The organism is Chryseobacterium sp. SIMBA_028 (assembly GCF_046535285.1).
Taxonomy (GTDB): Bacteria; Bacteroidota; Bacteroidia; order Flavobacteriales; family Weeksellaceae; genus Chryseobacterium.
Genome location: NZ_JAWRWZ010000008.1, coordinates 26,639 through 51,279, shown reverse-complemented (window position 1 = coordinate 51,279; position 24,641 = coordinate 26,639). Strand labels below are relative to the sequence as shown.

Genomic DNA, 24,641 nt, shown 5'->3' with positions numbered 1-24,641 from the left:
TTATGGCGATTTCAAACTTACAACTGATCGTAAGAAAGACCAGGCAGGACCTGATCAAAGGAAAGCAAAACCTACTCATCATTGTCATCGTATTTTTATTCTGTATGCTGAGTATTGGTATAGGATTTACAAAATACAAGGACACTTTTTCAAAGGTAAAGGAATACCGGACTGAAGTGCGTGAACACTGGGAACATAGACCGGATAAACACCCTCACCGAATGGCTCACTACGGCTATCTTGTCTTTAGAATTGGGCATCCATTGAATATTTTTGATAATGGTCTGGATGATTATCTGGGTAATGTCATATTTCTGGAAGCTCATAAACAGAATACCGCCAATCTTTCAGAGGCTGGCAGTTCAGGAATTTTAGTTCGTTTCGGAACATTCAGCAGTGCATTTATTCTACAGTGCATTGTTCCTCTTATTATTCTATTTTTAGGGTTTGGATTAATCGTTCAGGAACGGGAAAATTCTACCTTAAAAATAATGAGTGTACAGGGCACTTCGGGTAGAGACATTCTGTTGGGGAAAATTCTTGGCTTATGGCAATTTTCATTATTCTTTCTACTTCCTGTATTTCCTGTTGCGTTCCTGGCTGCATTAATTTCAGGAACCACCACAGGAGCAGATATTCTAACAAGGGTATTGATTTTACTCCCCTCCTACATGATGTACTATTTTTTCATCAGTACGTTAACGGTTGTTATTTCCGCAATCAGCAAAAATACATCGGGAGCACTTATCAGTCTTATTGGGTTCTGGCTTCTTTTTATTATTGTTTTACCTAAGGGGATTCAGTTTGCAGCACAAAACCTATATCCCACTCCTTCCCGTATAGCGTTTGAAACACAACTGGAAAAGGACATTTTAAAATCCGGAGACAGCCATAATCCTGATGATCCTCATTTTAAAAACATAAAAGACTCCCTACTGGCTCATTATAAGGTAAAAACTACTGATCAGCTGCCTTTTAACTATAGTGGTTTCGTTATGAAAGAGGGGGAAAAGATAAGTTCTCAGGTATACACCAGACACCTGAATGAATTACAAGATATTTACAACAGGCAGCAGAACCTATCTGATCTTTCTGGATTTATCAATCCTACGATGGCTATTAAAAATTTCTCAATGATTTCCACTGGAACTGATTTTTTCTCGTATACTCAATTTCAAAAACAAGCTGAAGATTATCGTTATCAGATGGCTCAGTATCTCAATAATCTACAGATTGAGTATATCAGTAATACAACCCCTGAAAAAGGAGGTCCTCCCGCTGTTATTAATAAAGATAATTGGAAAAAATTTCCAGACTTCAATTACCAGTACACTTCTGTAGTTGAAAGTTTCAAGGCCCAGTGGATATCTGCTGCTGCTTTAATTATCTGGTTCACTATATGTATAATCGCCATTGAAATAAGTGGTAGAAAATTAAAATTAATCTAAATGAATCGTTATTTATTTACCCAATTTTATCGTAACAAAGCTTACATTGTTGCCTTGCTATTTTTATTTCTGGCCGGGCTCATGGCAATTTACACCGGGAAAAAATTCCTTGATCGTAATGAAGATATTATCGCCAAAAGTGGTGTATTCCAGAAAGAGAGTATTGAAAGAAATACAAAGTTTCATAAAGATGATCTAGGCCTGATTCTGTATTACATTAAATTCAACCTAGCTAATGAAACCCCAAAACTGGCAGCATTAAATATAGGCATGAGAGATCTAAATCCCTCTATCCAGGGCGTAACTATAAGAAATCTTGAGGAACAGCGCTATAATTCTGACTTTTATAATCCGGCTAATACAGCCGTTGGAAATTTTGACTTCAGTTTTGTTTTAGTTTTTCTCTTTCCACTGGTTATTATTGCATTTTGTTATAATCTGATTTCTGAGGAAGAAGAAAGAGGAACCTGGAAACTGTTGTCTGTACAAAGCAATAATCTAAAAAAGCTACTGGATCATAAAATGGCCATACGATTCATCGCAGTCTCATTAGTCTATATAATTTTAGCGATTATAGCCTCGATATGGATAAAAATCCCTCTTGATACATATTATATCTTCTTTCTTATAAGCGGATGGTTATACATTATATTTTGGTTTGCATTATGCAGGTGGGTTATTTCATTCCGTACATCTTCTGCACAAAATGCATTAACGCTTCTCATTGTCTGGGTAGGTATGAATTTCATTATTCCGATGAGCGGCAATATGCTGATTCAGAAATTATATCCAACTCATGAATCCCTTAAAGCAGTGATGGAACAAAGAGAAGGGTATCATAATAAGTGGGATGAGGCCAAAGTTCCAACCATGGAAAAATTTTATAAAGTTTATCCTCAATACAGAAAGTTCAAAGTAGAAGAAAATGACACCTTTACCTGGACATGGTATTATGCCATGCAGCACATGGGAGATATGGAGTCTTCAGAGTCTTCAAAACAGTATATTAAAAAAATGAAAAAACGGAATGAAGCTGCTATATATTTAGGATATTTTTTTCCAAACATCCATACTCAGCTTATAGAAAGTCAAATAGCAAAAACTGACGTGACCAATCATTTACAATATGCTTCAGCACTGAAAGATTTTCATGAAAAAAAACGAATATTCTTCTACCCTCTTATTTTTTCAGGAAAAGATGCAGAATCCGTTGATTGGAACGCACAAACTGTAAAGATTTTTAATTCTTCTGAAAATGTAAGCACATTACAACTTTTCTTACCCTATTTGATATTCATTGGGCTGTTCATTATTCTTTCACAAAACAAATACAAAAAACTATGTTAAAAATAATTAATCTACATAAAAAATACAACGATTTCACAGCGCTTCAATCTCTTAACCTTGAAGTAGGAAAAGGAGAGGTTTTTGCTCTTCTCGGACAAAATGGAGCAGGCAAAAGCACCACGATCAATATTCTTCTGGGGCTTATTAAAGCGACTTCCGGAGATGCATTTATTAATGATATATCGGTAAAGGATGATCAGCAAAAAATAAAAAAGCATTTGGCTTATATCCCCGAAACCGTATTATTATATCCCAATCTTACAGGAATAGAAAACCTTGATTTTTTCTCTAAAATTGCAGGATTTAACTATAATAAAGAGATGTTATCTTCTTTACTACTGCGCACCGGATTACAGGAAACAGCGCATCAAAAGCCATTAGGTGGGTATTCTAAAGGAATGCGTCAAAAGGTTGGTATTGCCATCGCCCTTGCAAAAGATGCTAAAGTACTTCTTTTGGACGAGCCTACCAGTGGACTTGATCCTATAGCTACAGCAGAATTCACAGAGATTGTGCGCCAGCTGGGAAAAGAAGGAAGAACCATCTTAATGGCCACCCATGATATTTTTAATGCTGCAAGTGTAGCCACTACTATTGGTATTATGAAACAAGGGGAACTGGTTCAGAATCTACCATCTAAAGCGTTTACAGCCCAGGAATTGCAAGAATTGTATCTAAAAACAATTTGATTTCAATTTTCTTATCCTATCTTATCACTGCAAGCAAGTTAAAATAGACTTAACTGTTTGAAAAAAGGGAAGTCTTCAATAATAGGAAGATTCTGAAGACTTCTTTAATAAAAATGTAGCTGCGCTATAAAACAATAAACCCTCGCAAATTGCGAGGGTTTATTGTTATCAGCTCAAAGTCACAGACTTTGCGAAGCGGGGGGAAACTGATAATGCTAATCTTTTTAAAGACCCTGCAATACTCCAGAGATTATCCGATTTGGAAAATATGCAGAACGAAGATAAAACGCATATCCTGCACGTTCTCGACAACTTTATTAAAGCCGTTAAACTTAAAAATATTGCAGAGATGTAAACACAAAACCCACCGCATTGCGGTGGGTTTTTGTTATTTATGATTTCCTATATATGCAGCAATATATATAAATACTGGCAAAGAAATTATTACATACAATATGAGTAAAATATCTGCTATGATTTTTGTTGTATTACTAAAGCTTTTTACTTTTTCTCGTATTTCTTCATAAGACGTAAATTTCCAATATCTTAATCCTATTAATAATATTATTGGCAAGCAATATAATAACATTGCGTATTTATTATCAGGAATGAGATTTTTAGCATAAAATCTATCAAAAACAATCATTAAAAATATTAAATTCCAAGATAACATTCCACAAGTTAATATAATTCCTGATGCTTTATGTGTTCCGTCTTTCTCAAAATAATAATAAAAATTAGTAAATTGATAATATAAATAATCTAAAAAAAACATATTCTTTTTATTTAGTTTCCACCAACAGCATTATCGTATTTTTGCTGCCTTTCATTTACAACACCTGTATTATAATCATCTATTGCCCCTTGTATATGTTGTCCTATATCTTGCCCAGTAAACCAAACAGAAAGTCCATTGGCAATAAAATAAGTAGCAGCTATACCTTGCCCAACACCACTTGGAGTCAAAGCTAACACTGACATAGTAATATCCAGACTATTAGAGATATTAACTCCATTCTGGGAAATATCATAGGCGGCAAGACCAACACCTGCTACTCCTAGAACTCTACCTGTTACTTTAAGCCCTTTAGCTATTCTTCCTGCCTTTAGAGCATTCATTGCCATTAATGGTTGATAAATAATTCTTCGTCCCCCAAGAATTTTAGGTAGTGCTTTCTCGTAAGTTAAAGTAGTTGTGGTATATATTTTCGGAATTCCATATTGAGAAGCTCGTTCAAATGCAGGTTGAAATAAAATTTTATTTGCTGAAAAAGCATATCCTGAACTTTTTCTCAATGTTTGTGACCAATCGTGATAATTAGTATTTTGTTGCTTTGCTTTACCTGTAACGACAACTTCTTCAATCTGTATTTCTCTTTCAGCAGGATTTGTCTCAGGATTATAAACATACACTTTGTTTGGGTCATTGATGTATGGCTGAAATTCCTTCGTATTTGGACAGGTAGGACAAGTTGCAAGAGCATTTCCTCCTTTTTCGAACAATCCAGTAGGATCAGAAAAATAGGAAGGATTATTAAATGCAAAACGGTAAGGTGTCCAATCAGGCATTATGTCGGAAAGCCTATCCATTCCTGTAAATCTTCCAATATCTGGCATATAATGACGGAAGTCCATTGCATACATTCCCGTCTCTTGCAATTCTTTACCGTTGTACTTATAATTCTTATAACTGCCCACTCCAAAAAATGCATTACCCGTTTTTAGGTGGTTCATCCCAAAAGGATAGTAATCATTGGCATCTACAATTTCAAGAGCGCCTGCGCTGTTTCTACCAAAGCTTACCCTTACATTTTCAAGGTGATGTTTGTACTTGTATTACATAATAACTTATCTAAAATAAGAATAAAATTAAAAATATTGCAGTATTAGATAAATATAAAAACCTCACTTTGTGAGGTTTTTATATTTATCTGTTCTGAAGTTACAAACTATGCAAAATTGTGAAATTTGTTTGATAAATATTCCAATTAATTCCATCTGTAATCAGCCAACTCAAAATATTAGCAGTAATCAAATCGGATAAATCTTTTTTTAATACAACATCCTCTATAATTACCTGTATGTGAGCAGTTTCAATAAAATTTTTAAATTTCCAAAAAGAAAATTTTATGTCATATTCATTTAAAGGAGCTTTATCATATTCACAAATAATTCCATTTTTTTCTACTGTAAATCCTGAGCCATGACGTACATAATTATATGTGCCAGCAATTCCTTTTTCATATTTTTTTTCAACCATATGACTCCAAATATTTTTATCATTTGGAATATCATACTCTTTTTTTAGTACGCTTTCAAAATTTACTATAAAAATTAAATATTCTTCTAGTAACTTTTTTATACTTATATCTTTATTTGAATAATCCACTATCAATTTGTTTTACTTTATCTTTAAACATTTGCATTGCTTTTTGCCCTGTAACTTCAATAACTTCTAACGTTTTATTTTCTTGTATTGCAGCTTGTATTCTATGGTGTCCATCTAATATATACCTTTCCCCTTCTTTTAAATAAACAACAATTTTTTCTCCATAAATACTTATATCTCCTTCTCTCATTAACTTTGCTAGTTTTTGTACTTTTTCTGTGCTTTGAGCAGCTATTTCAGTTGATTTAAAAGTTTCTAAAGCTTCTTTACTTGCTAACAAATATTTCAATTCTCCAGCTCCACTAATGTATTCGAGAGGTCCCGCGCCACCTATAGGTTTAATATGAGATATTCTACCGTCTCTAGCTACAATATATGTAAGTCCTTGATCTGACCATTCTCTTTGATAAAAACGTGACCAAAAAGTATTAATTGGAGGGAGAACTTGAGGTTGTCTTTTATGCTCATCATTTCTAATAAATCCAGCAATAGGATTGATTACATTTCTTTGTACCCAATTATTTGTCTTTTTTACTGTAATTACAACTTCCTCAATTGCTGTTACTCTTATTCCTTTCTTATTAGGAGGATCTTCTTCTGTCAAGCCAACAGGATCAACGAAGTTAACTGGATTATTAAAACTATATCGGAATGGAGATAAATCTTGATACTTCTCCGCCAAGGGATCCACAACACCCCATCTTCCCAAATCGGGCATATACATCCTTGCTCCATAATCATACACTCCGTAGTCTACTTCATTTTTTAGGATTTGCCTGCTTCATTTTTCTTCACGCGACTGTTTACTTTTTGATCACTCTTCTGTCGCTTCTTCCAAAGATAAAAATTTATTCAGTTGAAAAAATAAATTCCATTGTTTTTCCGAATAGATTTTTCTTTCAATTGAAAAAAATAAGACTCCCAGCTTCTGGGCAGGAATAGTTTTGTCCGTACAAAAGCACATCTTGCATAAGATGGTAATTTTAAGAAGATTTTTAGACTAAGATTTCTATTGTTGTCGGTGTTGTTGTTAATGTGGACTTGTGGGAAAAATTGCTGCGGGCCCGCGCTTTGGCTTTATCCACAAATCCACATTCTTTTACCGACTGTCATTTCTACGGCGATTCAGTGGTTTTGTTGGCTAAAATTCCATGAAAAAACCGCAGAGCGCGGGCTGCGGAATACTTTGTATGAAGCAAAGGAAAGCATTTTACATAATCTCAAATTATAGGCAAAGATGGTGCTGGTTTGCCTGTAACGAAGCTTCAGCGGAGTGGAAGGCAACGGTTTGCGTGGGCAATTTGCGTATAATTTCGATTATGTAATTTGCTGTGGCATTAAAGCGTCGGACAAGCTTCGGGCGAGCGTCGGCGGAAAATGTCTTTTTTAGCTTTGGGGGCGGGATTACTACTCAAAAATGCAAGCGTTGGACTTTTATTTCAGGTATTTCTCAATTTCCTGTTTGAATATTTTTTCAAGGCGGCTCACATGTTTTTTGGTCTGAAGCTGATGGTCCTCAAAAGCATCTTTCAATTCTTCCGTTGTTGCTGCTTCCTGCATTTTCTCCAAAGCCTCTATAATGGAATTTTCTGCGAAATAAATATCCTTAAGAGCGCTTACAAAAAATTTATGCAGGGAAGAGTTTGCCATTTCTTCTTTATCTACCGAAGCATTACCTACTTTCATTTTTTTATCTGCTGCAACATTTCCTCCAGATGTTGAAGCTGTTGCTGATGCAGTTGTATTGCTGTTTTCTGTTGTTTTTGTTGTCATGATATGATGTTTGAATTGAGTTAAAAGATTACCTCTTTAGAACATGTAAAGAGGTAATCTAAAAAAATTATGAATTATTACGTCTTCCGCCAAATCCTGATCTCCCTGATCCTGAAGATCTTCTGCCGCCATGGGAAGCCTGGCCTCCCATACGGGCAATTCTCGTACGCTCTGCTTTACTCATTGATGCAAAACCTCTTCTTGAAGTTCCATTTCCTGAGCTAGGGCCACGACCTGAACCTGAATTACTGTTATTTCCTAATCTTGAGCCAGATCCTCTTGAACCACTGTTGGATCCTGATCTTCCAGACCCAGAAGATCTTCCTCCACCATGAGAAGCTTCACCTCCCATACGGGCAATTCTCGTACGTTCTGCCTTACTCATGGAAGCAAAACCTCTTCTTGAAGTACCGTTTCCAGAACCTGAAGAAGATCTTCCTCTTCCTGATGAGCTGGATCTTGATCCCCCTCTTCCTCCTGAGGTGAATCTTCCCTGACTGTCTCTTTGCTGGTTACCATCACGCGAACCTCCTCTGCCTCTGGAGCTTCTTCCCCTGTTATCTTCTTCATCATCGTAATCTTCATCGTAATCTTCATCATCATAATCTTCATCATTATCGTAATCGTCATCATCATAATCTTCGTCGTCATCGTCATAACTATTTTCATAATCATCATAATAATCCTCATAATCAGAGAAATCATCATCATAATCTTCATCTTCAGATGCATCGTTATAACCATGGTCATAACCTAATTGATAAACTTCCTCCAAAGTAGATTTTTCACTATTTGAAGAATTACTTCTTAAGCTACGATTGCTTGAATTTCTAGTGTTCATAACTGAATGTTTTTAAAATTAATATGTAAGTGATGTATTGCCAATCTTAACTAGTATCAGAAAAGCAATGGTTTGGTTTTTTGGTGATATTTTTATTAAGCTGAAAGCTTATGTAACTTCCATAAAAGGAAGACTGTAAATCTTTAATCAGATTGTTAGATCAAATTTACAACAGAATAATTCTGTCTTTTATGACTCATATCATATTGGTAATAATTAATATAAAATTTTTCTGTTAATGATTTTTACAATTTTTTCTTTTTCCATACGTTTGATGGTTTTAATCGCAGTTTCCACACGAATCCCTGTAAGACTGGCCAGTTGCTGCCTGGTAAGAGGTACCTGAAAAGAGAACATAGCCTGCTCTTTTTGAAAACTTTTCAAATAATCCATAACGCCGATAAGTCTTTCCTCCGGACTTTCCAGAGAATTTTTCTGAAGCATAATATATTTATAATAAAGCCTGTCTGATAGCTCCTTACAAAAATCAAAAAACAGATAAGGATGCTTTTTCAGCATAGCTAAAAAAGCATCTTTACCTAATCTTAGAATTGCACACGGAGTGATAGCGATGGCATTCATTGGATATGGTTTATCACCAAAAAGCAATGACTCGCCAAAACTTTGCCCGTCAAATAGAATATTCTGGATAAACTCTTTTCCTTCCGCATTACAATTATTCAGTTTGACTTCACCACTTACTATTTGATAATAGTATAATGGTATATCTTCTTCGTGAAAAATAATTTCTTCAGGGTTGTATCTTTTTAACCTAGCACCTGCTGAGTTTAAAATTTCTTCGTTAATAACCATAATTTTTTTTTTTTACTGTTAATAAATTTTAATATTCATCTTAATAAAAACTTATTAGGTAAAATAAAATGTATGAAATGCTTCATTCACAGATCATCCGCTATCAGCATTTTATTAAAATTGGATTGGTCTTTAAAATATAATTTAACAGCATTATTAAATTCGTAATTACGAATTCATTACTCTATCAAAAGATAATCTGCTGTTTAAAATTGCATAAGTAGCTTCAGCTGCAATAGCATGAAGTGCTGCTCCGGAGATCCCGGTTTATGAGCGAATCTGTAACGTCTGAAAATTCTCTGAATGTGATATTTTTTGTAAGTCGGCAATGAGATAATATCTACATGTGACGACAAATACATCTGCTGCATAATATGGAAATAATGTAATAGACTTCATAATATTAAATTTTGGGGTATTATTTTTTGACTTGTAATAAATCTATTTATACATAAACGAATTATGTTAAATTATTATTGCTGAATTGCTGAATTGCTGAAATTAATAAAAAAGAAAATTTATAATATGACTAAAGTCATGTCTTTTTTATTGCCAACTTTTACCGATACAATAGACTAAAAATAAATTTTTCGGTTTTTAATTCTTACTATTTTTTTCTTTTCCATATCCTTAATAACCCTGATAGCTGTCTCTACACAAAGACCCGTAAAACCCGCAAGCTGCTGTCGTGTAAATGGTATTCTAAAAGAAAATTGCGACTGATCCTTTTTTGAGTCCTTAAGATAACCCAACACTCCCATGATCCGTTCGGAAGGGTTTTGCGATGAATTGGCTTCAAGCATTACATACTGATAATACAGACAATCCGATAAACCTTTACACAAATCAAAATATAACTGAGGATATATGTTGAGCATACTAAAAAAATTGTTCCGGCATAAGCGCAAAACCGAGCAAGGCTCTAAAGCTATAGCATCCATGGGATAAGGTTTTTCAGTGAACAATAGTGATTCACCAACACTTTCTCCTTCTGATATTATTTTCTGGATAAGTTCTTTCCCTTCTTTATTATAATTATTGAGTTTTACATTCCCTTTAATGATTTGATAATAATAATGAGGAGTTGCTCCGTCATGAAAAATAATATCACCGGAATTATATTCTTTTACTTCAGCTCCCGCTGAAAGCAAAAACTTTTCATTAATAACCATAATTTTTTAATTTATATATTTTGTTTCGTTTAATGTCAGTCTTTAAGGTAACTAACTTCTATTGCACCGCTGAGCTCGTTATTTCGTAATAAGCAGCCCATCCTGCAAACAGAATAATAATAACCCATATCCAAAAAGGTATCGTTTGCGGGGTTTCACTACCGGTGATGAGGAAACTTTTCTGGTTTCCTTTATCATAAGCATTAATCATTAATGATAATGTACCATCTACGACATCTTTATTTTTCAGACCTTCAATTTTAATAGCAGGACCGTTGGAAATGGTAAAATTTATTTTTTTGATTCCCTCTTTTCCTGATGGAGACCGGCTGACGATTTTCAGAACATGGTCACCATCAGGAAGCTTTTGGGTATCCAGATCGAAAACAATAGGAGTTTCCAGCTCTGCAATAGGATGCGGATCACTATCTATAAAGAGAAACACTTTACTTCTGTCTTTTGTCATAACGTGATATTTTCATCTGAGAAAACCGAATACTTAATATGTTTTTCATCTTTTTCACCCGGTTTTATAAGATATTTAACTGAAAATATAAAAGCTAAAACCGTTATCAGGATAACAATCCCTACAATAAACCAGTCCCAGCTGCTCTCGGGACCGGCCCCATGTGTGAGATCCTTAGTAATTTCGGGCTGACGCAGCTGGCATGCATCACATGCCAATGCATAGCTACTCCATAAAATCAAAATTACATTCAGTGCATTTACTATTAATTTTTTCATTGTTGCTTTATTTTATCATAGATTACTTTTACTTCTTCCAGGGTCACTTTTTTTGCATTATTCCCCCAGCTCGTTCTTTCATGGTTCATGATAGCGGTAACATCTTCAGCGGTAAAATTGGCATTGGTCCCCACCGGCGGCATTGTTGCGAATTCGGGCCTCGGATCATATCCTTTCATAATAATTGTTACATAGAGTTCCAGATCACCACCTGTCACTACCGGACTGCCTTTCAGCGGAGGAAATGCCCCGGGAACTCCTTCTCCGCTTGCCTGATGGCAGGAAGCACAGTTTGCGGTAAAAAGCTCTCCTCCATCAGGAAGATTGGATGAACCGGCAGCTCCCTCACCCTCTTTTTTTACCTGCTTGTAAAGAAATGGCGGAACAATAGATTTATCGGTGTAATCGGTCTGTTTAAGTGATTTCAGATAGGCTACCAGCTGAAGAGCCTTTTGTGTAGCTACTATTTTCTTTCTTTTATTTTTAATAAATTTCTCCGGTACTTTAACTTCAACGTCACCAGGCTGCAGGTAATCCCTTTCTATAAAAAGAAATTCATAGGAAGGCATTATGGATGCTTCTACAGCAGCTCTTGGCTGGTAAAGATGAATCAGATGCCATTCAGCACTTGGCTGCCGCTCTCCTACACTGGTAAGATCGGGACCGGCTCTCTGTGTTCCCATCAGATTGGCTGTATTTCTCCAGAAATCCGTTCTTCTGTTGACAGCAAAATCAGCAGGAATACTCGGCCTTTTGCCAAAAACATTATCCATCTCAACATTTCTTACCTGCTGGGTGTGGCATGCCACACATCCATTTTCAATATATACCATTTTACCGGCTCTTTGCTCTTTTGTCAGTATTTTTGCCTGCCGGGGTAAAGGCTTATTAATCCTTTGGTTATCAAGAGCAGGAAGAACCGCTATATAAAGTGTAAGAAATATAAAGAGACAAAGTGCCGAGCCGAAAAGTATTTTATGGTTATTTAGCAATATCATAATTTTCTTTTTAAGGGTTAAACTCTGTACGGCTATGCTGCCTCTTTGCTGCCAGTATTTCAGCAGGGGTCTGCGGAATCCTCACATTGCTGTCTTTGGTGACCATTCTGTAAAAATTGTATGCAAAAATAAGATGGGACACCCACATCATAGTTCCCCCTATTGCTCTCCACAGCCAGAAAGGAAACATGTTGATAACGCCATCTATGAACGGCTTTTTCTTCATCCACATCAACCCTGTTTGTGTTCCGCCAATCATTAATGCTATTACATAAAAAAGTAAACCGATTAGAGCCAGCCAAAAATGTATGCCTACCAGCAGTTTCGGTGGCTCATTGCCGGTGAGACGAGGAATTAAGGTATATGAAAACGCCCAAAGCATAAAAGTGATAATCCCATACATGGTGAGGTGAGAATGGGAAACTGTAAAATCTGTAAAATGCCAGAGCAAGTTGGTATATCTGAAAGCTTCTACGGTACCCTGAAAAGATCCGGTAAAATAAAAAATAATCGCCATGAAATAAAAAGGAAGGGTATAGCTATTTTTAAGCTGGTACCATGCACCTCTAAATGTCAAAAGAAAATTAGTTGTGCCTGCCGCCACCGGAATCAGCATGCCGACGCTGGCAACAATTGCTGTGGTCTGCAGCCTCCAGGGAATAGCACTGAAAATAAAATGATGGGTTCCGATCAGGGTATAAAATAATATGTGGGTCCAGAAAGCCAGGGCACCCAGGCTGTAGGAATAAATGGGTTTATTAAGCTGCTGTGGCAAAAAGTAATACATAAGCCCGAGGTTAATCATCATAAACCACATTCCAATCGCCTGATGCATATAATATCCCTGGGTAATTGTTTCTCCTACTCCGTCCTGCCATATAGGGATATAGCCTACTATAATGACAATAACAATAAACATAAATCCCGAAATAATATACCAGTTTGAGATATAGATTTCTTTAACAATTCTTTTGACAACAGGCTTAAACAGATTATGTGAGGAAAGTGCCACCCCTGCTCCGAACGTAATCATAATAGGCCATATATATTCCCTGTATTCGCCACCTCCGTTATTGACTCCGGCCAATAAAGATATCGTTCCGGCCAGCACTGCAATATTGATCAGAATTAAAGAAATATAACCCTGCCTGATATTGTAATTTTCAACGTTACTTACTCTTGTAACAACATAGTATGAAAGCCCCACCATGGCTAAAGATGCCCATCCCCAAAATACAGCATTGGTATGGGCTGGCCTCAATCTGCCAAAGCTCAGCCAGCTGGTATGCTCAACATCAGGTGCAACGTATTTGATACCGGCATAAAGCCCAAAAGTTGTCCCTATGATCAGCCACAGGATGGCGGTTCCTAAAAAGTAAAGAATAAGTCTGCTGAGCTCCGGGCTTATATATTGTAAAAATGATGATGTCCTTCTTTTCGTTGGAAATACCCGCAATTCTTCGACAGAATTGATATTCTGAATAATTCCCTTTTCATCAGAAGGTGGCAGACTGCCCGAAAGCTGGTTTTCTTCAGGCTGAAAATTAAATTCTCTTTCTTTCTGTTCGTATTCTTTAAGCTCCTCTGCGGACATATTTTCAATCTTTTTCTGAACTTCCAGAAGCTCCCTATGCCTTAATATCCTTGCATAAATGGATAAAAACTTGAAAATAAGAACCACCAGCACGGCAATAATAACGATCAACATCAGTAATAATGTTATCTGAATACCCGTCTGATTAAATAATGACGATTCTCCCATAATAAAAATTTAGGGTTTTATATAGCGTAAAAGGTTCCTGTGAAATACAATGGAAATGATCAGTATAGAAATCTCCAGAATTTGATTCTGTGGGTGGAAAAGTAGCTTACAGTGAGGTTACTTACTATTTTTAATAGAATCTACATCGTAAGCTGTACTGTCCATAGGAAGCGTAGTATCACCGGAATCCGGTGTCACCTGTGCTGTACCGGTAACCATACTGTCTCCGGTATTGATACTGTCAATAGATCTCGGTTGAGGCTGAGCCTCCTTCTTACAACTCATAGCAGAGCAGCCTAAAATTAAGGCTATTAATACGAATGACTTCATAATATTAAATTTTGTGGTGTGTGTACTACAAAAGTATGAAGACTGATAATGAACATTTTATGATTGATATCATAAAAATAAAATTTTATCATATTATTATAAAATGCTATTTATATTTCTTAAAAAACATATTTAAACTATTAATAATGAATTATAATGCATCATTTACAGTTTATAATGGTAGCACTAATAAAATTATGACTTATATCATAAATTACTACTCACAGTTCTCTATTGTTAGAAACCTTTTCTGCAATTCAGAAGGGATCACACCAATAAGCATTAGATTTAAATATTAATCATGAATTTTATACACAGCCTGCTTATAATCAATAATTCATAAAAGAAGCCTCCCTGAAAACAGGAAGGCCAAGAATATATGGAGTCTAAAAAAAGTGTTAGCGTGTTATGGAATCGTTCTGTTTTTTCGATTGTTGCAATGTATCTGGGCCACTTCGGTAAGCGGCTGTATCTGTTGGGGGATTTGAAGGTGTGGCAGGAGCCACATTTGCTGAGTCAAAAGTGTCGGGGTTTACTGTGGAGTCAGCCCGTGTCTCGTTCTCAATGTTTTGTTTTTTACAGCTGAGCATACATACAGATATACCAAGCATCAATAGCAATGAATTTTTCATATAAATATAATTTAGTTTAGGATAATAAGTTTTATATATCTATTGCCAAAAATATTCACATAATCTACTGTAGTTTATGAGTGAAATCACAAACAATATTTTTTTACCATTTACCTGATATATTCTATGTTTAAATTGTGGTATTCATTGCTTTTAAAGGCAACAACTCCTGTTACATTCTCGGTCTCAATAGCATTCTCTTATATGACCTTAATCATATATAACTAATTGTTGATCTTTTACCTTTGATATGAGTCGTCGGAGCAAACTGACCTATTTTCCTGTAACAATACAAATAAGTTACATTGCCATACTACTTAATAAATTTCTATTAAATTACTATGACACACGAAAAATCGAAATTAACTAATCGTCAAAATATGAAAGTCACAGAGTTAAAAATCCAGAATTTCGTCAGATACAAAAACAAAGTATATACGCTTACAGAGGTATTTCAAAATGAAAATGAAGAATATTGGGTCAAAATAGAAGAGTCGAAAAACCGTTTATCTGTACCAGCAAAATCAATAAAACCAGTAAAAATAGATGAATCCTGGCTTATGAAATTCGGTTTTGTCAAAACCTATGATTCAGAGTATATCATAAGATTTGAAAGAGGGCAAGAATTTTTAAAATACGATATTGATCTTCGTCATAAGCACTCCATGACCGGATTGAAACTTTACGGAAATAATATAAACTGTATGTATGTACATCAGTTTCAGAATCTTTTCTGCTTTTTATTCGGAAAAGAACTGATTTGAATATGGTTGCTGGAATCATCTGATAAAAATAGAATAATAAAAAACAAAATATTTATTACAATATATTCATATATGGTATTGTTTGGAACATAACCAGACGATACTGTAACATAATAATTTGCTATGCTTATTGATATTAATTCACTATCCTTATATGGTGGATTTACTGAAACTTACAGTCCATCTTATGTTATTTTTGAAGAAGGTGATGAACCTCAGTTTTACTATCAGATCATTACCGCACTGTAAAGCTAGGTCATACCAAAGAAGAAGAAGAAGAAGAAGAAGAAGAAGATAAAAAACTCATTCAAACGTATTAACAGACAGACAAAGTGTTTATGAGCTATTATCTTCATTAAAAAAACATATCCGGTAATGTTATAGCCATTTCGAAATGTAGCATTATAAAAGCTCCTAAGACTAGTTTTCTAAAGATTTTAAGTGATTATCATCATGTCGCATTAGATGTCCGGCAGCTTATTGAATAGTCCTGTATCATAAGTTTATTCTCATGCAGAATAACACATCTGAATATTCTCATGGAAAAATTAAAGGTATTCTAGCCTGTTTCAAGATTTTATGTGAAGATCAAAGCCTAGATACCAATCGTATGAACAATCACCTTTAAGTAGAATCTCCAGTACGGTCATACAGATACTAACTAATTTTATATTTTTGTTGAAAATGAAATTTATGGATTCTTTAAAAGAACTATGGGAAATTGGAACATCCGTCTGTTGTTCTGCAATTCTCTGCAACCATTGGAAATTTGGCTTTCCTTTATCATCATATGCAACAATTTCACCGTCCACTACCATTTCATGTCTTTGAATTCTGAGTGCATCAGCAATTTTTTTAAAGGATTTTGAAAGGTCTAATCCATTTCTGGAATAAAATCGAATCCCGGCGTTTTTGATATCTGTAATAGCTCTGTATCCATCCCATTTTATTTCAAAGGCCCAGTCTTTGTCATCAAAAGGTTTTTCACTTGTTTTACAGAGCATAGGTCTGATGAAATCGGGCAGTTTCTTTTCCCTTATAAATACTTTTGCATAATTGTTATAATGCTTCAGGCTTTCGGTGGTATGATTTTTTTTTAATGCTCTTTGTCTTAAGATAAGCTGTTACTTTAGAATTTTTTGAGGTATGCGCTTCGGCATTATATTCTTCTGAAACCGCATAACAATCTTTATGTTTAATGAGCAACCATGCATTCTCTTCTGCAGCATTTTTTATTTTCACCAATCTAAACTCTCCTTTCAGCTTTTTGCCATGTAAAATAAATTTCAGAGCTTGCTTATGCAGTTCTGCACGCATTATTAAATCATCAGTTTTTCCTTCTACTTTTTCTAATGGTTCATATGTTCCTTCATCCCAGATTTCGACTTCTCCTGCGCCATAATTTCCTTCAGGAATCCTTCCCTCAAATGTTCGATATTCATATGAATGATCTTCCACCATCATTGCCAATCTTTTATCTGAGGAATTAAGAGAAGGACCTTTTGGAACAGCCCAGCTTTTAAGAACCCCATCCATTTCCAATCGGAAATCATAGTGCAAACGCGTTGCTGCATGGCGCTGGATCACAAATTTCAATTTCGCTTTACTTTCTTTCTGTTTGCCTTCCGGTTCGGAGGTTGCCTTAAAGTCTCTTTTTTTATGATATTCTTCCAATGCCATTTAAAAAAAATTTAAAGTTTTTACAGCTGCTAATTAATGACCTGGTCAACAATTTATCGTGCTTTTCTTTTTCCCGACTCGAGACTGGCTTTCAGCATTGTCATAAGGTCCGTTGCCTTTCCGGCCGGTTCTTTAGTTTCTTTAGTTTTTATTCTTTTACCTTTTGCATTCTGCTTTATAATTTTCAGAAGATCATCATTGTAAGCATCTTTGTATTTTGTAGGATCAAAACTCTCGGCTAATGATTTAATCAAGGTTTCAGCCATTTTCAATTCCTTAGCTTTTGGAGCTTTTCCTGATGGAATTTTCAATTCTCTATAATTTCTCATTTCTTCAGGGTAGCGCATCCTGTTTACCATTAGGATTTCATCTTGGTAAGGGCGAATCATGCACAGAATTTCACTTTTCCTTAGAATAAAGGAACCTATTCCGGCCATTTTGGTTTTCACTAAAGCTTTCATTAATAATTTATAAGCCGCTTCACCATTTTTTTGAGGTTCCAGAAAATAGGGCGTTTCAAAAAGAGCTGGATCAACTTCCTCTTCTTTTACAAACTGAATAATGCTTAGAATTTTTGATTTTTCAGGACTTACCGCTTGAAAACCCTCAGCATCCAATACGATATACTTATCTTCTATTTTGTAACCTTTTACTGTATTTTCCCAAGCTACCTCTTTATTGGTATTTTCGTTTATCCTTTTGTACCTGATATTGCTTAGATCCTTTTTATCCAGCATATCCAAATCTAATGTACTCGATTCACTGGCCGAGTACAGCTTGATTGGTATATTTTACCAACCCAAAACCTATTGCTCCGTTCCAGATCGCTCTCATATTTTCTATTTTTTAAGTTAGAATACAAAATGCTCACCAAATTGATTTGTCTTGTGGGAGGCAAGGGCGAATGTCTGCACGTCATCTTCACAAAATCAAGACAAATGCCATGCGTGTGTTTTTCAAACAAATAGGTAATCTGTACCCAATCGAAGCCTTTTGCTTCAGCCACTCCCGGTTGCAGAACGTCTATTTTTATATAATCCCCGATTAGCGGATACCGCTCCACCATTTTCCCTTCTGAAGCGAAAAGTTTAAAATCTGCAAAACTTTCACCACAATACCTTTTCCAATTGTTTATCAACATGAGCCCTTCTCTCAAAGTATTGGGGAAACCGAAGATTTCCTTAGGTTTCATGTATCATTTTTAATTTTCGTCGTAGGGCATATCTACCGGTTTAGATTCAGGAGAACCTTTTTCACGCAGCCAAATAGATAAAAGGACAAGAGAAACTACCGCTAAAAATTCACTCTGCCAATTCTGAAAGGATTCAAACCAGAATCTTGACTCTGAAATATACTGTAATGCTGTTACAGCCGATTTACTTTTCATAATCTGTTCATCATTAAAATCAGAAAGACTGCCATAAAAATGTAAAATAAAACTTATCAGAAATAGGGTTGCGAAAGCAATTGATAAGGAATGTTTATAAAATTTCAGCCAAACCCCTCCTTTTTTCACAGGCCATGGCGCTTTGGAATGTGCCACAGGCTCTTTATCAACCTCTTCTTTATCTTTCATAGATTTTGACTCGCTGGAACCTTTTTGCCTGAGAGAAACCGTTAATAAAACATACAGCATCATCTGAAGAAATTCACTTTCCCAATTTTCAAAAGTTGCCTGAATAAAATGGCCGCTATGAAGGTATTCTTTCATACTTACAAGACGTTGCCCTCCTTCAGCCAATTCTTTGTTTTCAGTTTTCAATCCTGTCAGGATCTGTCCGTACAGACTAATAAACATCAATGTAAAAAGAACGATACTTAAACTGTTACGATAAAAAAAATTATGTTTACTCATTTGTATCTGATTTTAATTGATTCATTTTTCTCATATATAAGGCCTGCATTATAATAATCATTTATCTTACCAATGTATTAACTGTAAAAACCCTTTTTCCATCCATTATCCAATAAAATTCTCTCCTTTCTTTTGGGTAGAAAATCGTTGAATACAAAATTCAATATTCTTTACCATACTACACTGATATAATAAATACGCAACCGCTATTTTTTTATTCCCTTCGCACATGAATGGAATGCAGTTTGGATCGTTAAAAAAAATTGAGCTGTGAAGCGTATCCAAAATTTACACTTTATCATATCACAGAATTCACTGAATCAAAAATTACATATTTGGCATCGCCATGAATAAAGATGATATTTTTATTTTGCATTTTATCCCTCTCAATTTCGTTTACCAGCTTACAAATCATAATTTTTAATCCTCAAATAGGCATGCATTTGATTTTTCGGAATTAACAAATAGGAATTTAAATAATATCCAATAGCTTATCAGAAGTTGATTACCGGATATTTATTCGACATTATTTTACAACATCTTTTACTTTTTTAGACTCCATTAAATGATGATCTAACGTGGGAAGCGTCTTTGTAGCAAAATTTTTCAGAGAAGATTCGGAACCGTCAGTGACTTCCTGTTTAAAATCAGCTATTGTTTTTTCATGATCCTTAACCATTATATCGGTGTACATGCGATCAAAATCAGCTCCTTTTTTTGCCTTCAGATCATCGTATGTCTTCTGTTGGTCTTTATCTAAACTGGTAGGCAAAGTGTAAGCGGTTTTAGAGGCCCACTGCTTTAATTCTTCGTTGGCTTTGGTGTGATCCTCTACCATCATTTCACCCAGTTTTTTAACCGCTGAGTTGGTCGCATTTTGAGATGCAAGTTTTCCCGCCATCACTTCCATCATTCCTCCTTTTGCTGCTGCATTAGCAAATTTTCGATCCTGATCATTTAATGATGTTGCTTCAGAAGACGTTTGGGAAGTTGAAAGAGAATCTCCAGGCATTGCACCCGAATCCACGGGAGCAGACATTTCGCTGTGATCAGCTGAATGATCAACAGTAGTAGTTTCTTTTTTGTTACATGCCGTTATTGCAGCAATGGCTACAATGATTAGAATTGTCTTTTTCATAATATTTTAATTTGTTGGTGTTGATATGAATGTCAAGTAGTTTCTACTCATTTTTTATATTAATCCGTTTCTTTCTTTTTCAAACTGCCATACCCTGTGATTAGCTATAGCCTCAACAAATAAGTCATCAGAATCAGCATCCTTAGCAGAAATTACTCCAGGATCATCATGTTTGATCGATGCCACATCCGTAAGGTTTTTGATTACTTCAGTATCATATCCAAAATAAATGGCTTTACAGTGACGGAATGCTTCATTAATAAAATCAACCGTCATATTTTTATTTCCAGGCTTTACAAAGCCTTCTGCAGATTTTGCACCGCTGCAGATATACAGGGCATCAAAACAAACACTTGAAGTTGTAGATAATGAATGATCTGGAATGTACGTCTGTCCGTCCGAAGATTTTACCGGCGCTACGGAATCAGCAATATATTGTACAACTGCACCTTGCCCTTCTAATTTTTCTATTAAATGATCGGTAGAAGTAGCATCAAACCCATCAGTCATCATAAAGCCAATTACACGGCTCTCAATGGTATCTTTAACGGTATTGGCCATACTCAGCGCTTCTGAAAATTTTAAGGAAGGTTCAGTTTCTGCACTTTGGAGGCTTGCTGGATCGGCATCTGCAGGAATACTTTGATTGGGCTGATCGAGAATTTTAACCTCAACACCTAATCTGGATGCCACTTCCTGTGCCAAATCTTTGTTTACAAAAGCTAACTGACCAACCATTCGTTCTCTGATGGCAGGAAGCGTTACTTTTGAAAGCTCAAAAACCAATGCATTTTGCAGATGCGTTTTTTCAAAAGCAGACTGACTGTTGTAAAATAATTTTGCTTGAGAATAATGGTCTACAAAGCTTGAGCTTCTTGCCCTTACTTTATGTCCTTCTACCCGCTCCCCCTGGGAGACAAAACCTCCTTCTTTCATCATAGCCTGAAACGGACACCCCCCACCCATTGAATTGGGTTCGTAACTTACTTTTCCTTTAACGATCTGCTGACGCATGTGTCCGTCACGCTGATTATTGTGAATGGTTGTAATGGACCTGTTGATCGGAATTTCATGAAAATTCGGAGAGCCTAATCTGGTAAGCTGAGTATCGGTGTATGAGAAAAGTCTTCCCTGTAAAAGAGGATCATTGGTAAAATCTATGCCGGGAACAATATGACCGGGATGAAATGCTACCTGCTCTGTTTCTGCAAAGAAATTATCCGGATTTCGGTTTAATGTTAAAGTTCCTACAAGTTCCACAGGAACAAGCTCTTCCGGGATAATTTTTGTAGGATCAAGGAGATCAAAATCAAATTTGTGTTCATCTTTTTCAGGAACGACCTGCACCCCCAAATCCCATTCAGGGAAAGCTCCGTTCTCAATAGCTTCCCAAAGGTCACGACGATGAAAATCAGGATCATTTCCTGAAATTTTCTGTGCTTCCGGCCATGCGACCGAATGAACTCCCAATTTGGGTTTAAAATGAAATTTTACAAAGTGTACATCACCCTGTTCATTGATAAATTTAAAGGAATGCACGCCAAAACCTTCCATCATACGGAAACTTCTCGGGATCGCACGATCACTCATCAACCACATGATCATGTGTGTACTTTCTGGCATTAATGAAATGAAATCCCAAAAAGTGTTGTGAGCCGAAGCAGCTTGTGGAATCTCATTATCAGGCTCAGGTTTTACCGCATGGACCAGATCTGGAAATTTTATAGCGTCCTGAATAAAAAATACAGGCATATTATTACCTACCAAGTCATAAACGCCTTCTTCCGTATAAAATTTTACCGCAAATCCTCTTACATCACGAGCCAAATCTGTACTTCCTCTACTTCCCGCAACGGTAGAAAAACGCACAAATACAGGAGTCTCTTCATCTATATTGTTTAAAAATTTAGCTTTCGTATATTTTGCCAGACTTTTATTTAATTTAAAAACACCGTGAGCACCGGAACCTCTTGCATGAACAACTCTTTCCGGAATTCGTTCGTGGTCAAAATGAGTGATTTTTTCTCTGAGAATAAAATCTTCAAGAAGAGATGCCCCCCTTTCATCTGCTTTCAGTGAATCTTGATTGTTATTGATCTTTAATCCCTGATTAGTGGTCAGTTTTTCGTTGCTGTTATCCGTTGTATGATCTTGAAGTTGATCACGTTTCGAGTTTGATCCTAAATTTTCATTTTCCATAATATAAATTATTAGTATTTGATAAATATGTTATTGAAGTTGATCTAATGTGATGATGTAAAATGGATTGAGATACAACAGCATTGTTTAATGATATGTATTAATCGGTTATTTCCTATTCTGAATTCTAGTTTCCATAAGAACAAAAACAGAATAATTTAAGTGAACTTTACAAATATTAAAATAAAGTGAATATCGTTCTATCTTTTAAAAATATATTGTAAAAAATAAATCAGAAAAGATGACCTACATAAATAATATTATTGTAACTGTGCTCATTTCATCTTTCATTTTATGGTGTATTTCAAAATTACAACTCCATAAAAATCTAGCTTATGACTTAAGTCATATAGACACAAGTTATTTTATTAAAATGAAAAATATGAAGATATAGTAGGAATTAATTACTCAAACCAACTATGCCTTTTAAAGTATAAAAGAATATCTTTTGATCGTAAAGTAAATGTATGAAAGCCTCTTCTAATCTTTTACAATTATTCATATTTAAGATAATACGTAGTGATAAGCAGATATATTAGAAATAGCCTATAATATTGGTAAAAGGCTATAACGATAGAAATGAGATAATGCCCAACTTCAATAGTACTTTATGGGGTTGAATTTCAGGATTGCATTCTACGACTACAGATCTAGTGAAATATATAAAATTGCAACTCAACAAGTCAAACCTTCTTGTAAATGAATCTCATAAAAATTATATAAAGAAAGTTGTGATTTTTGGGAAGATTATCATTGGTATATCGTAGAAAATGGTAATGAATTAATTATAGATATCACGGTGGTATACGGAATACAAAATTGGTTTATGATTTATCCTAAACAAAATATAGGGGTATACATATTGACAAATATCAGCTTTAATGGAAACAGAAGAAATTTAGAAAAAGTAGTTAATAACTATAAATGTAAAATAAACAGCACATAATGACAGCTCTGATATAAAAAACAATCAAAGTAAATAGAGGTCCAACTGTGTCAACTTTGATTGTTTCAAATGCTTAAAACTAAATTGCACGAAGTGTAGCCTACATGAAAATTACCTTAAAAATGAATTTGTAATTCTTGTCTAATTTGGCTCAAACGAACCAAATCATCGATAAAAGTGTTTGAAGATACGCTCGTTGAGGTCACAAACAGCCAAATGGCACCAACTAAAGACAGTTGGCGCCATTTTTTTTAATAAATTCCGGATCAATTATATGATCTAAACCCCTATTGAAAATACCTGACTAGCATACTCATAATGTTAGCAACTCCAATTGTTTACTTACTACGTTCTTGAAACCTTAGGTCACAAGTAATGATTCAGTAATCAGGTTCTAACAAAAAAAATACTTTCAGATTCCATTTAACATTTAAATTCTATACATAAAAATCCGAGAAGCTACTATCTTCTCGGATTTATTTATCGACTTTGTTAATCTTGTTCTAGATACGGGTATTGCGCTCACGCTAGGATAGAAAAGTAATTTAATAAGATCCTATATGAAGGGATTCTTATTGCAGCAGGTTTATTCATTGTCTTTTTTTTTATCTTCTCCATAGATTTTTTTTAGTTTTTCAATTTGCTGAGCTTTCTGTAAAGAATCTATTCTTCTTTCTTTTGCAATAAATTCTGGAGTATAGCGAATAGAAAACTTTTTTTGGGAATAATGGATAGATGCAAAAAAATTAATAATTATAAATAAAACTATTGACCAAACAATTATGCCGCCTATTAGATTCTTTCTTTTAGGCAGATTGTCAAATTCCAAATTATATTTTTTCCAAACATTATTATTATGATCAAGTGTTACATAATTGAATATTATTATAATAACACCTACAATATACAATGATAAATCTGAAATGGATTTTGGATTTATATTATTGATTATATAATAATAATTTTGGATAGAAAATGCAATCCAGAATTCAAGAACTATCATTACCAAGCCCGCTCTAAACCCGTTCAAAAAATTTCTAAATGGAAATGATGTCCATATCATTGCCTTATACATTTTATAGAAAAAGTAATAATATGCTCTTTTTATTTTGTTCATAGAA

At 34.9% G+C, this 24,641-nt stretch carries 26 protein-coding genes; 5 read left to right on the top strand and 21 right to left on the bottom strand.

The genetic code is table 11. The annotated features are described in order from the left end of the window. Positions 1-2 precede the first annotated feature (2 nt). Genes SCA31_RS11950 through SCA31_RS11940 form a run of 3 tightly spaced genes read left to right on the top strand, consistent with a single transcriptional unit; the run spans position 3 to position 3,484 of the window. Complete coding sequence (locus tag SCA31_RS11950; RefSeq protein ID WP_410697222.1) at positions 3-1,448, top strand: ABC transporter permease; 1,446 nt, start codon at positions 3-5, stop codon at positions 1,446-1,448. Then, positions 1,449-2,795 (top strand): DUF3526 domain-containing protein, encoded by a 1,347-nt coding sequence (locus SCA31_RS11945; protein WP_410697221.1) that lies wholly within the window; start codon positions 1,449-1,451, stop codon positions 2,793-2,795. Beyond that, positions 2,789-3,484 carry an ABC transporter ATP-binding protein gene (locus tag SCA31_RS11940; protein ID WP_410697220.1) on the top strand — a complete coding sequence of 232 codons (696 nt, stop codon included), beginning with the start codon at positions 2,789-2,791 and terminating at the stop codon, positions 3,482-3,484. The genes SCA31_RS11945 and SCA31_RS11940 overlap by 7 nt, the downstream gene beginning before the upstream one ends. 388 nt (positions 3,485-3,872) lie before the next feature. On the opposite strand, the gene SCA31_RS11935 is transcribed toward SCA31_RS11940, so the two are convergent. The 13 genes from SCA31_RS11935 to SCA31_RS11875 all read right to left on the bottom strand — a co-directional run bounded on the left by SCA31_RS11935 (position 3,873) and on the right by SCA31_RS11875 (position 14,306). Further along, positions 3,873-4,259, bottom strand: coding sequence for a hypothetical protein (locus tag SCA31_RS11935; RefSeq protein WP_410697219.1), 387 nt, complete (start codon positions 4,257-4,259; stop codon positions 3,873-3,875). Between the two features lie 11 nt (positions 4,260-4,270). Next, the gene (locus tag SCA31_RS11930; protein ID WP_410697417.1) at positions 4,271-5,251 is read right to left on the bottom strand and encodes an RHS repeat-associated core domain-containing protein; all 981 of its coding nucleotides are present in this window, start codon (positions 5,249-5,251) and stop codon (positions 4,271-4,273) included. A 175-nt stretch (positions 5,252-5,426) separates the two neighbouring features. Next, positions 5,427-5,873 (bottom strand): DUF6896 domain-containing protein, encoded by a 447-nt coding sequence (locus SCA31_RS11925; protein WP_410697218.1) that lies wholly within the window; start codon positions 5,871-5,873, stop codon positions 5,427-5,429. Next, positions 5,857-6,618 (bottom strand): RHS repeat-associated core domain-containing protein, encoded by a 762-nt coding sequence (locus SCA31_RS11920; RefSeq protein WP_410697217.1) that lies wholly within the window; start codon positions 6,616-6,618, stop codon positions 5,857-5,859. Before SCA31_RS11920 ends, SCA31_RS11925 begins: the two co-directional genes overlap by 17 nt. Before the next feature lie 689 nt (positions 6,619-7,307). Then, on the bottom strand, positions 7,308-7,646 hold the full coding sequence (locus tag SCA31_RS11915; RefSeq protein WP_410697216.1) for a DUF892 family protein: 339 nt from the start codon (positions 7,644-7,646) through the stop codon (positions 7,308-7,310). Positions 7,647-7,713: 67 nt separating this feature from the next. Continuing rightward, positions 7,714-8,487, bottom strand: coding sequence for a KGG domain-containing protein (locus SCA31_RS11910; RefSeq protein WP_410697215.1), 774 nt, complete (start codon positions 8,485-8,487; stop codon positions 7,714-7,716). Positions 8,488-8,703: 216 nt separating this feature from the next. Continuing rightward, a complete protein-coding gene (locus SCA31_RS11905) occupies positions 8,704-9,300 on the bottom strand; it encodes a Crp/Fnr family transcriptional regulator (RefSeq protein ID WP_410697214.1) in 597 nt (198 codons plus the stop codon). A 575-nt stretch (positions 9,301-9,875) separates the two neighbouring features. After that, positions 9,876-10,472 (bottom strand): Crp/Fnr family transcriptional regulator, encoded by a 597-nt coding sequence (locus tag SCA31_RS11900; RefSeq protein ID WP_410697213.1) that lies wholly within the window; start codon positions 10,470-10,472, stop codon positions 9,876-9,878. A 58-nt stretch (positions 10,473-10,530) separates the two neighbouring features. Beyond that, the gene (locus SCA31_RS11895) at positions 10,531-10,938 is read right to left on the bottom strand and encodes a cytochrome C (protein ID WP_276878170.1); all 408 of its coding nucleotides are present in this window, start codon (positions 10,936-10,938) and stop codon (positions 10,531-10,533) included. After that, positions 10,935-11,216 (bottom strand): hypothetical protein, encoded by a 282-nt coding sequence (locus SCA31_RS11890; RefSeq protein ID WP_276878171.1) that lies wholly within the window; start codon positions 11,214-11,216, stop codon positions 10,935-10,937. The genes SCA31_RS11895 and SCA31_RS11890 overlap by 4 nt, the downstream gene beginning before the upstream one ends. Next, positions 11,213-12,214, bottom strand: a complete 1,002-nt coding sequence (locus SCA31_RS11885; protein WP_410697212.1) for a cbb3-type cytochrome c oxidase subunit II — start codon at positions 12,212-12,214, stop codon at positions 11,213-11,215. Before SCA31_RS11885 ends, SCA31_RS11890 begins: the two co-directional genes overlap by 4 nt. 10 nt (positions 12,215-12,224) lie before the next feature. After that, positions 12,225-13,976: a cbb3-type cytochrome c oxidase subunit I gene (locus tag SCA31_RS11880; protein WP_410697211.1), complete on the bottom strand. Its 1,752-nt coding sequence runs from the start codon at positions 13,974-13,976 to the stop codon at positions 12,225-12,227. Positions 13,977-14,093: 117 nt separating this feature from the next. Further along, a complete protein-coding gene (locus tag SCA31_RS11875; protein ID WP_307263055.1) occupies positions 14,094-14,306 on the bottom strand; it encodes a hypothetical protein in 213 nt (70 codons plus the stop codon). Positions 14,307-15,318: 1,012 nt separating this feature from the next. Here SCA31_RS11875 and SCA31_RS11870 point away from each other — a divergent pair. Both SCA31_RS11870 and SCA31_RS11865 read left to right on the top strand, forming a co-directional pair. After that, positions 15,319-15,702, top strand: a complete 384-nt coding sequence (locus SCA31_RS11870) for a hypothetical protein (protein WP_410697210.1) — start codon at positions 15,319-15,321, stop codon at positions 15,700-15,702. A gap of 123 nt (positions 15,703-15,825) precedes the next feature. Then, positions 15,826-15,951 (top strand): hypothetical protein, encoded by a 126-nt coding sequence (locus tag SCA31_RS11865; RefSeq protein WP_410697209.1) that lies wholly within the window; start codon positions 15,826-15,828, stop codon positions 15,949-15,951. Between the two features lie 320 nt (positions 15,952-16,271). Here the strand turns inward: SCA31_RS11865 and SCA31_RS11860 are convergent, their stop codons facing one another. The 8 genes from SCA31_RS11860 to SCA31_RS11825 all read right to left on the bottom strand — a co-directional run bounded on the left by SCA31_RS11860 (position 16,272) and on the right by SCA31_RS11825 (position 24,637). Beyond that, entirely contained in the window at positions 16,272-16,706 is a 435-nt protein-coding gene (locus tag SCA31_RS11860) for a hypothetical protein (RefSeq protein ID WP_410697207.1), read from the bottom strand. A 55-nt stretch (positions 16,707-16,761) separates the two neighbouring features. After that, positions 16,762-17,382 (bottom strand): DNA polymerase ligase N-terminal domain-containing protein, encoded by a 621-nt coding sequence (locus SCA31_RS11855; RefSeq protein ID WP_410697205.1) that lies wholly within the window; start codon positions 17,380-17,382, stop codon positions 16,762-16,764. A 53-nt stretch (positions 17,383-17,435) separates the two neighbouring features. Further along, on the bottom strand, positions 17,436-18,119 hold the full coding sequence (locus SCA31_RS11850; RefSeq protein WP_410697203.1) for a Ku protein: 684 nt from the start codon (positions 18,117-18,119) through the stop codon (positions 17,436-17,438). An 8-nt stretch (positions 18,120-18,127) separates the two neighbouring features. Continuing rightward, complete coding sequence (locus tag SCA31_RS11845; RefSeq protein ID WP_410697201.1) at positions 18,128-18,574, bottom strand: hypothetical protein; 447 nt, start codon at positions 18,572-18,574, stop codon at positions 18,128-18,130. 9 nt (positions 18,575-18,583) lie between these two features. Next, positions 18,584-19,237 (bottom strand): DUF6766 family protein, encoded by a 654-nt coding sequence (locus tag SCA31_RS11840; RefSeq protein ID WP_276876982.1) that lies wholly within the window; start codon positions 19,235-19,237, stop codon positions 18,584-18,586. Positions 19,238-19,763: 526 nt separating this feature from the next. Further along, positions 19,764-20,375, bottom strand: coding sequence for a DUF4142 domain-containing protein (locus SCA31_RS11835; protein ID WP_410697199.1), 612 nt, complete (start codon positions 20,373-20,375; stop codon positions 19,764-19,766). A gap of 54 nt (positions 20,376-20,429) precedes the next feature. After that, a complete protein-coding gene (locus SCA31_RS11830; RefSeq protein WP_410697198.1) occupies positions 20,430-22,574 on the bottom strand; it encodes a catalase in 2,145 nt (714 codons plus the stop codon). Between the two features lie 1,532 nt (positions 22,575-24,106). Beyond that, on the bottom strand, positions 24,107-24,637 hold the full coding sequence (locus SCA31_RS11825) for a hypothetical protein (protein WP_410697196.1): 531 nt from the start codon (positions 24,635-24,637) through the stop codon (positions 24,107-24,109). Positions 24,638-24,641: the final 4 nt, after the last annotated feature.

Coding starts and splice junctions, on each gene's coding strand:
- SCA31_RS11875 (WP_307263055.1), bottom strand. CDS start 14,306: ATGAAGTCATTCGTATTAATAGCCTTAATTTTAGGCTGCTCTGCTATG.
- SCA31_RS11845 (WP_410697201.1), bottom strand. CDS start 18,574: ATGAAACCTAAGGAAATCTTCGGTTTCCCCAATACTTTGAGAGAAGGG.
- SCA31_RS11865 (WP_410697209.1), top strand. CDS start 15,826: ATGCTTATTGATATTAATTCACTATCCTTATATGGTGGATTTACTGAA.
- SCA31_RS11835 (WP_410697199.1), bottom strand. CDS start 20,375: ATGAAAAAGACAATTCTAATCATTGTAGCCATTGCTGCAATAACGGCA.
- SCA31_RS11825 (WP_410697196.1), bottom strand. CDS start 24,637: ATGAACAAAATAAAAAGAGCATATTATTACTTTTTCTATAAAATGTAT.
- SCA31_RS11890 (WP_276878171.1), bottom strand. CDS start 11,216: ATGAAAAAATTAATAGTAAATGCACTGAATGTAATTTTGATTTTATGG.
- SCA31_RS11880 (WP_410697211.1), bottom strand. CDS start 13,976: ATGGGAGAATCGTCATTATTTAATCAGACGGGTATTCAGATAACATTA.
- SCA31_RS11830 (WP_410697198.1), bottom strand. CDS start 22,574: ATGGAAAATGAAAATTTAGGATCAAACTCGAAACGTGATCAACTTCAA.
- SCA31_RS11860 (WP_410697207.1), bottom strand. CDS start 16,706: ATGCTCTGTAAAACAAGTGAAAAACCTTTTGATGACAAAGACTGGGCC.
- SCA31_RS11870 (WP_410697210.1), top strand. CDS start 15,319: ATGAAAGTCACAGAGTTAAAAATCCAGAATTTCGTCAGATACAAAAAC.
- SCA31_RS11935 (WP_410697219.1), bottom strand. CDS start 4,259: ATGTTTTTTTTAGATTATTTATATTATCAATTTACTAATTTTTATTAT.
- SCA31_RS11950 (WP_410697222.1), top strand. CDS start 3: ATGGCGATTTCAAACTTACAACTGATCGTAAGAAAGACCAGGCAGGAC.
- SCA31_RS11895 (WP_276878170.1), bottom strand. CDS start 10,938: ATGACAAAAGACAGAAGTAAAGTGTTTCTCTTTATAGATAGTGATCCG.
- SCA31_RS11855 (WP_410697205.1), bottom strand. CDS start 17,382: ATGGCATTGGAAGAATATCATAAAAAAAGAGACTTTAAGGCAACCTCC.
- SCA31_RS11940 (WP_410697220.1), top strand. CDS start 2,789: ATGTTAAAAATAATTAATCTACATAAAAAATACAACGATTTCACAGCG.
- SCA31_RS11840 (WP_276876982.1), bottom strand. CDS start 19,237: ATGAGTAAACATAATTTTTTTTATCGTAACAGTTTAAGTATCGTTCTT.
- SCA31_RS11905 (WP_410697214.1), bottom strand. CDS start 9,300: ATGGTTATTAACGAAGAAATTTTAAACTCAGCAGGTGCTAGGTTAAAA.
- SCA31_RS11910 (WP_410697215.1), bottom strand. CDS start 8,487: ATGAACACTAGAAATTCAAGCAATCGTAGCTTAAGAAGTAATTCTTCA.
- SCA31_RS11900 (WP_410697213.1), bottom strand. CDS start 10,472: ATGGTTATTAATGAAAAGTTTTTGCTTTCAGCGGGAGCTGAAGTAAAA.
- SCA31_RS11885 (WP_410697212.1), bottom strand. CDS start 12,214: ATGATATTGCTAAATAACCATAAAATACTTTTCGGCTCGGCACTTTGT.
- SCA31_RS11945 (WP_410697221.1), top strand. CDS start 1,449: ATGAATCGTTATTTATTTACCCAATTTTATCGTAACAAAGCTTACATT.
- SCA31_RS11915 (WP_410697216.1), bottom strand. CDS start 7,646: ATGACAACAAAAACAACAGAAAACAGCAATACAACTGCATCAGCAACA.
- SCA31_RS11850 (WP_410697203.1), bottom strand. CDS start 18,119: ATGCTGGATAAAAAGGATCTAAGCAATATCAGGTACAAAAGGATAAAC.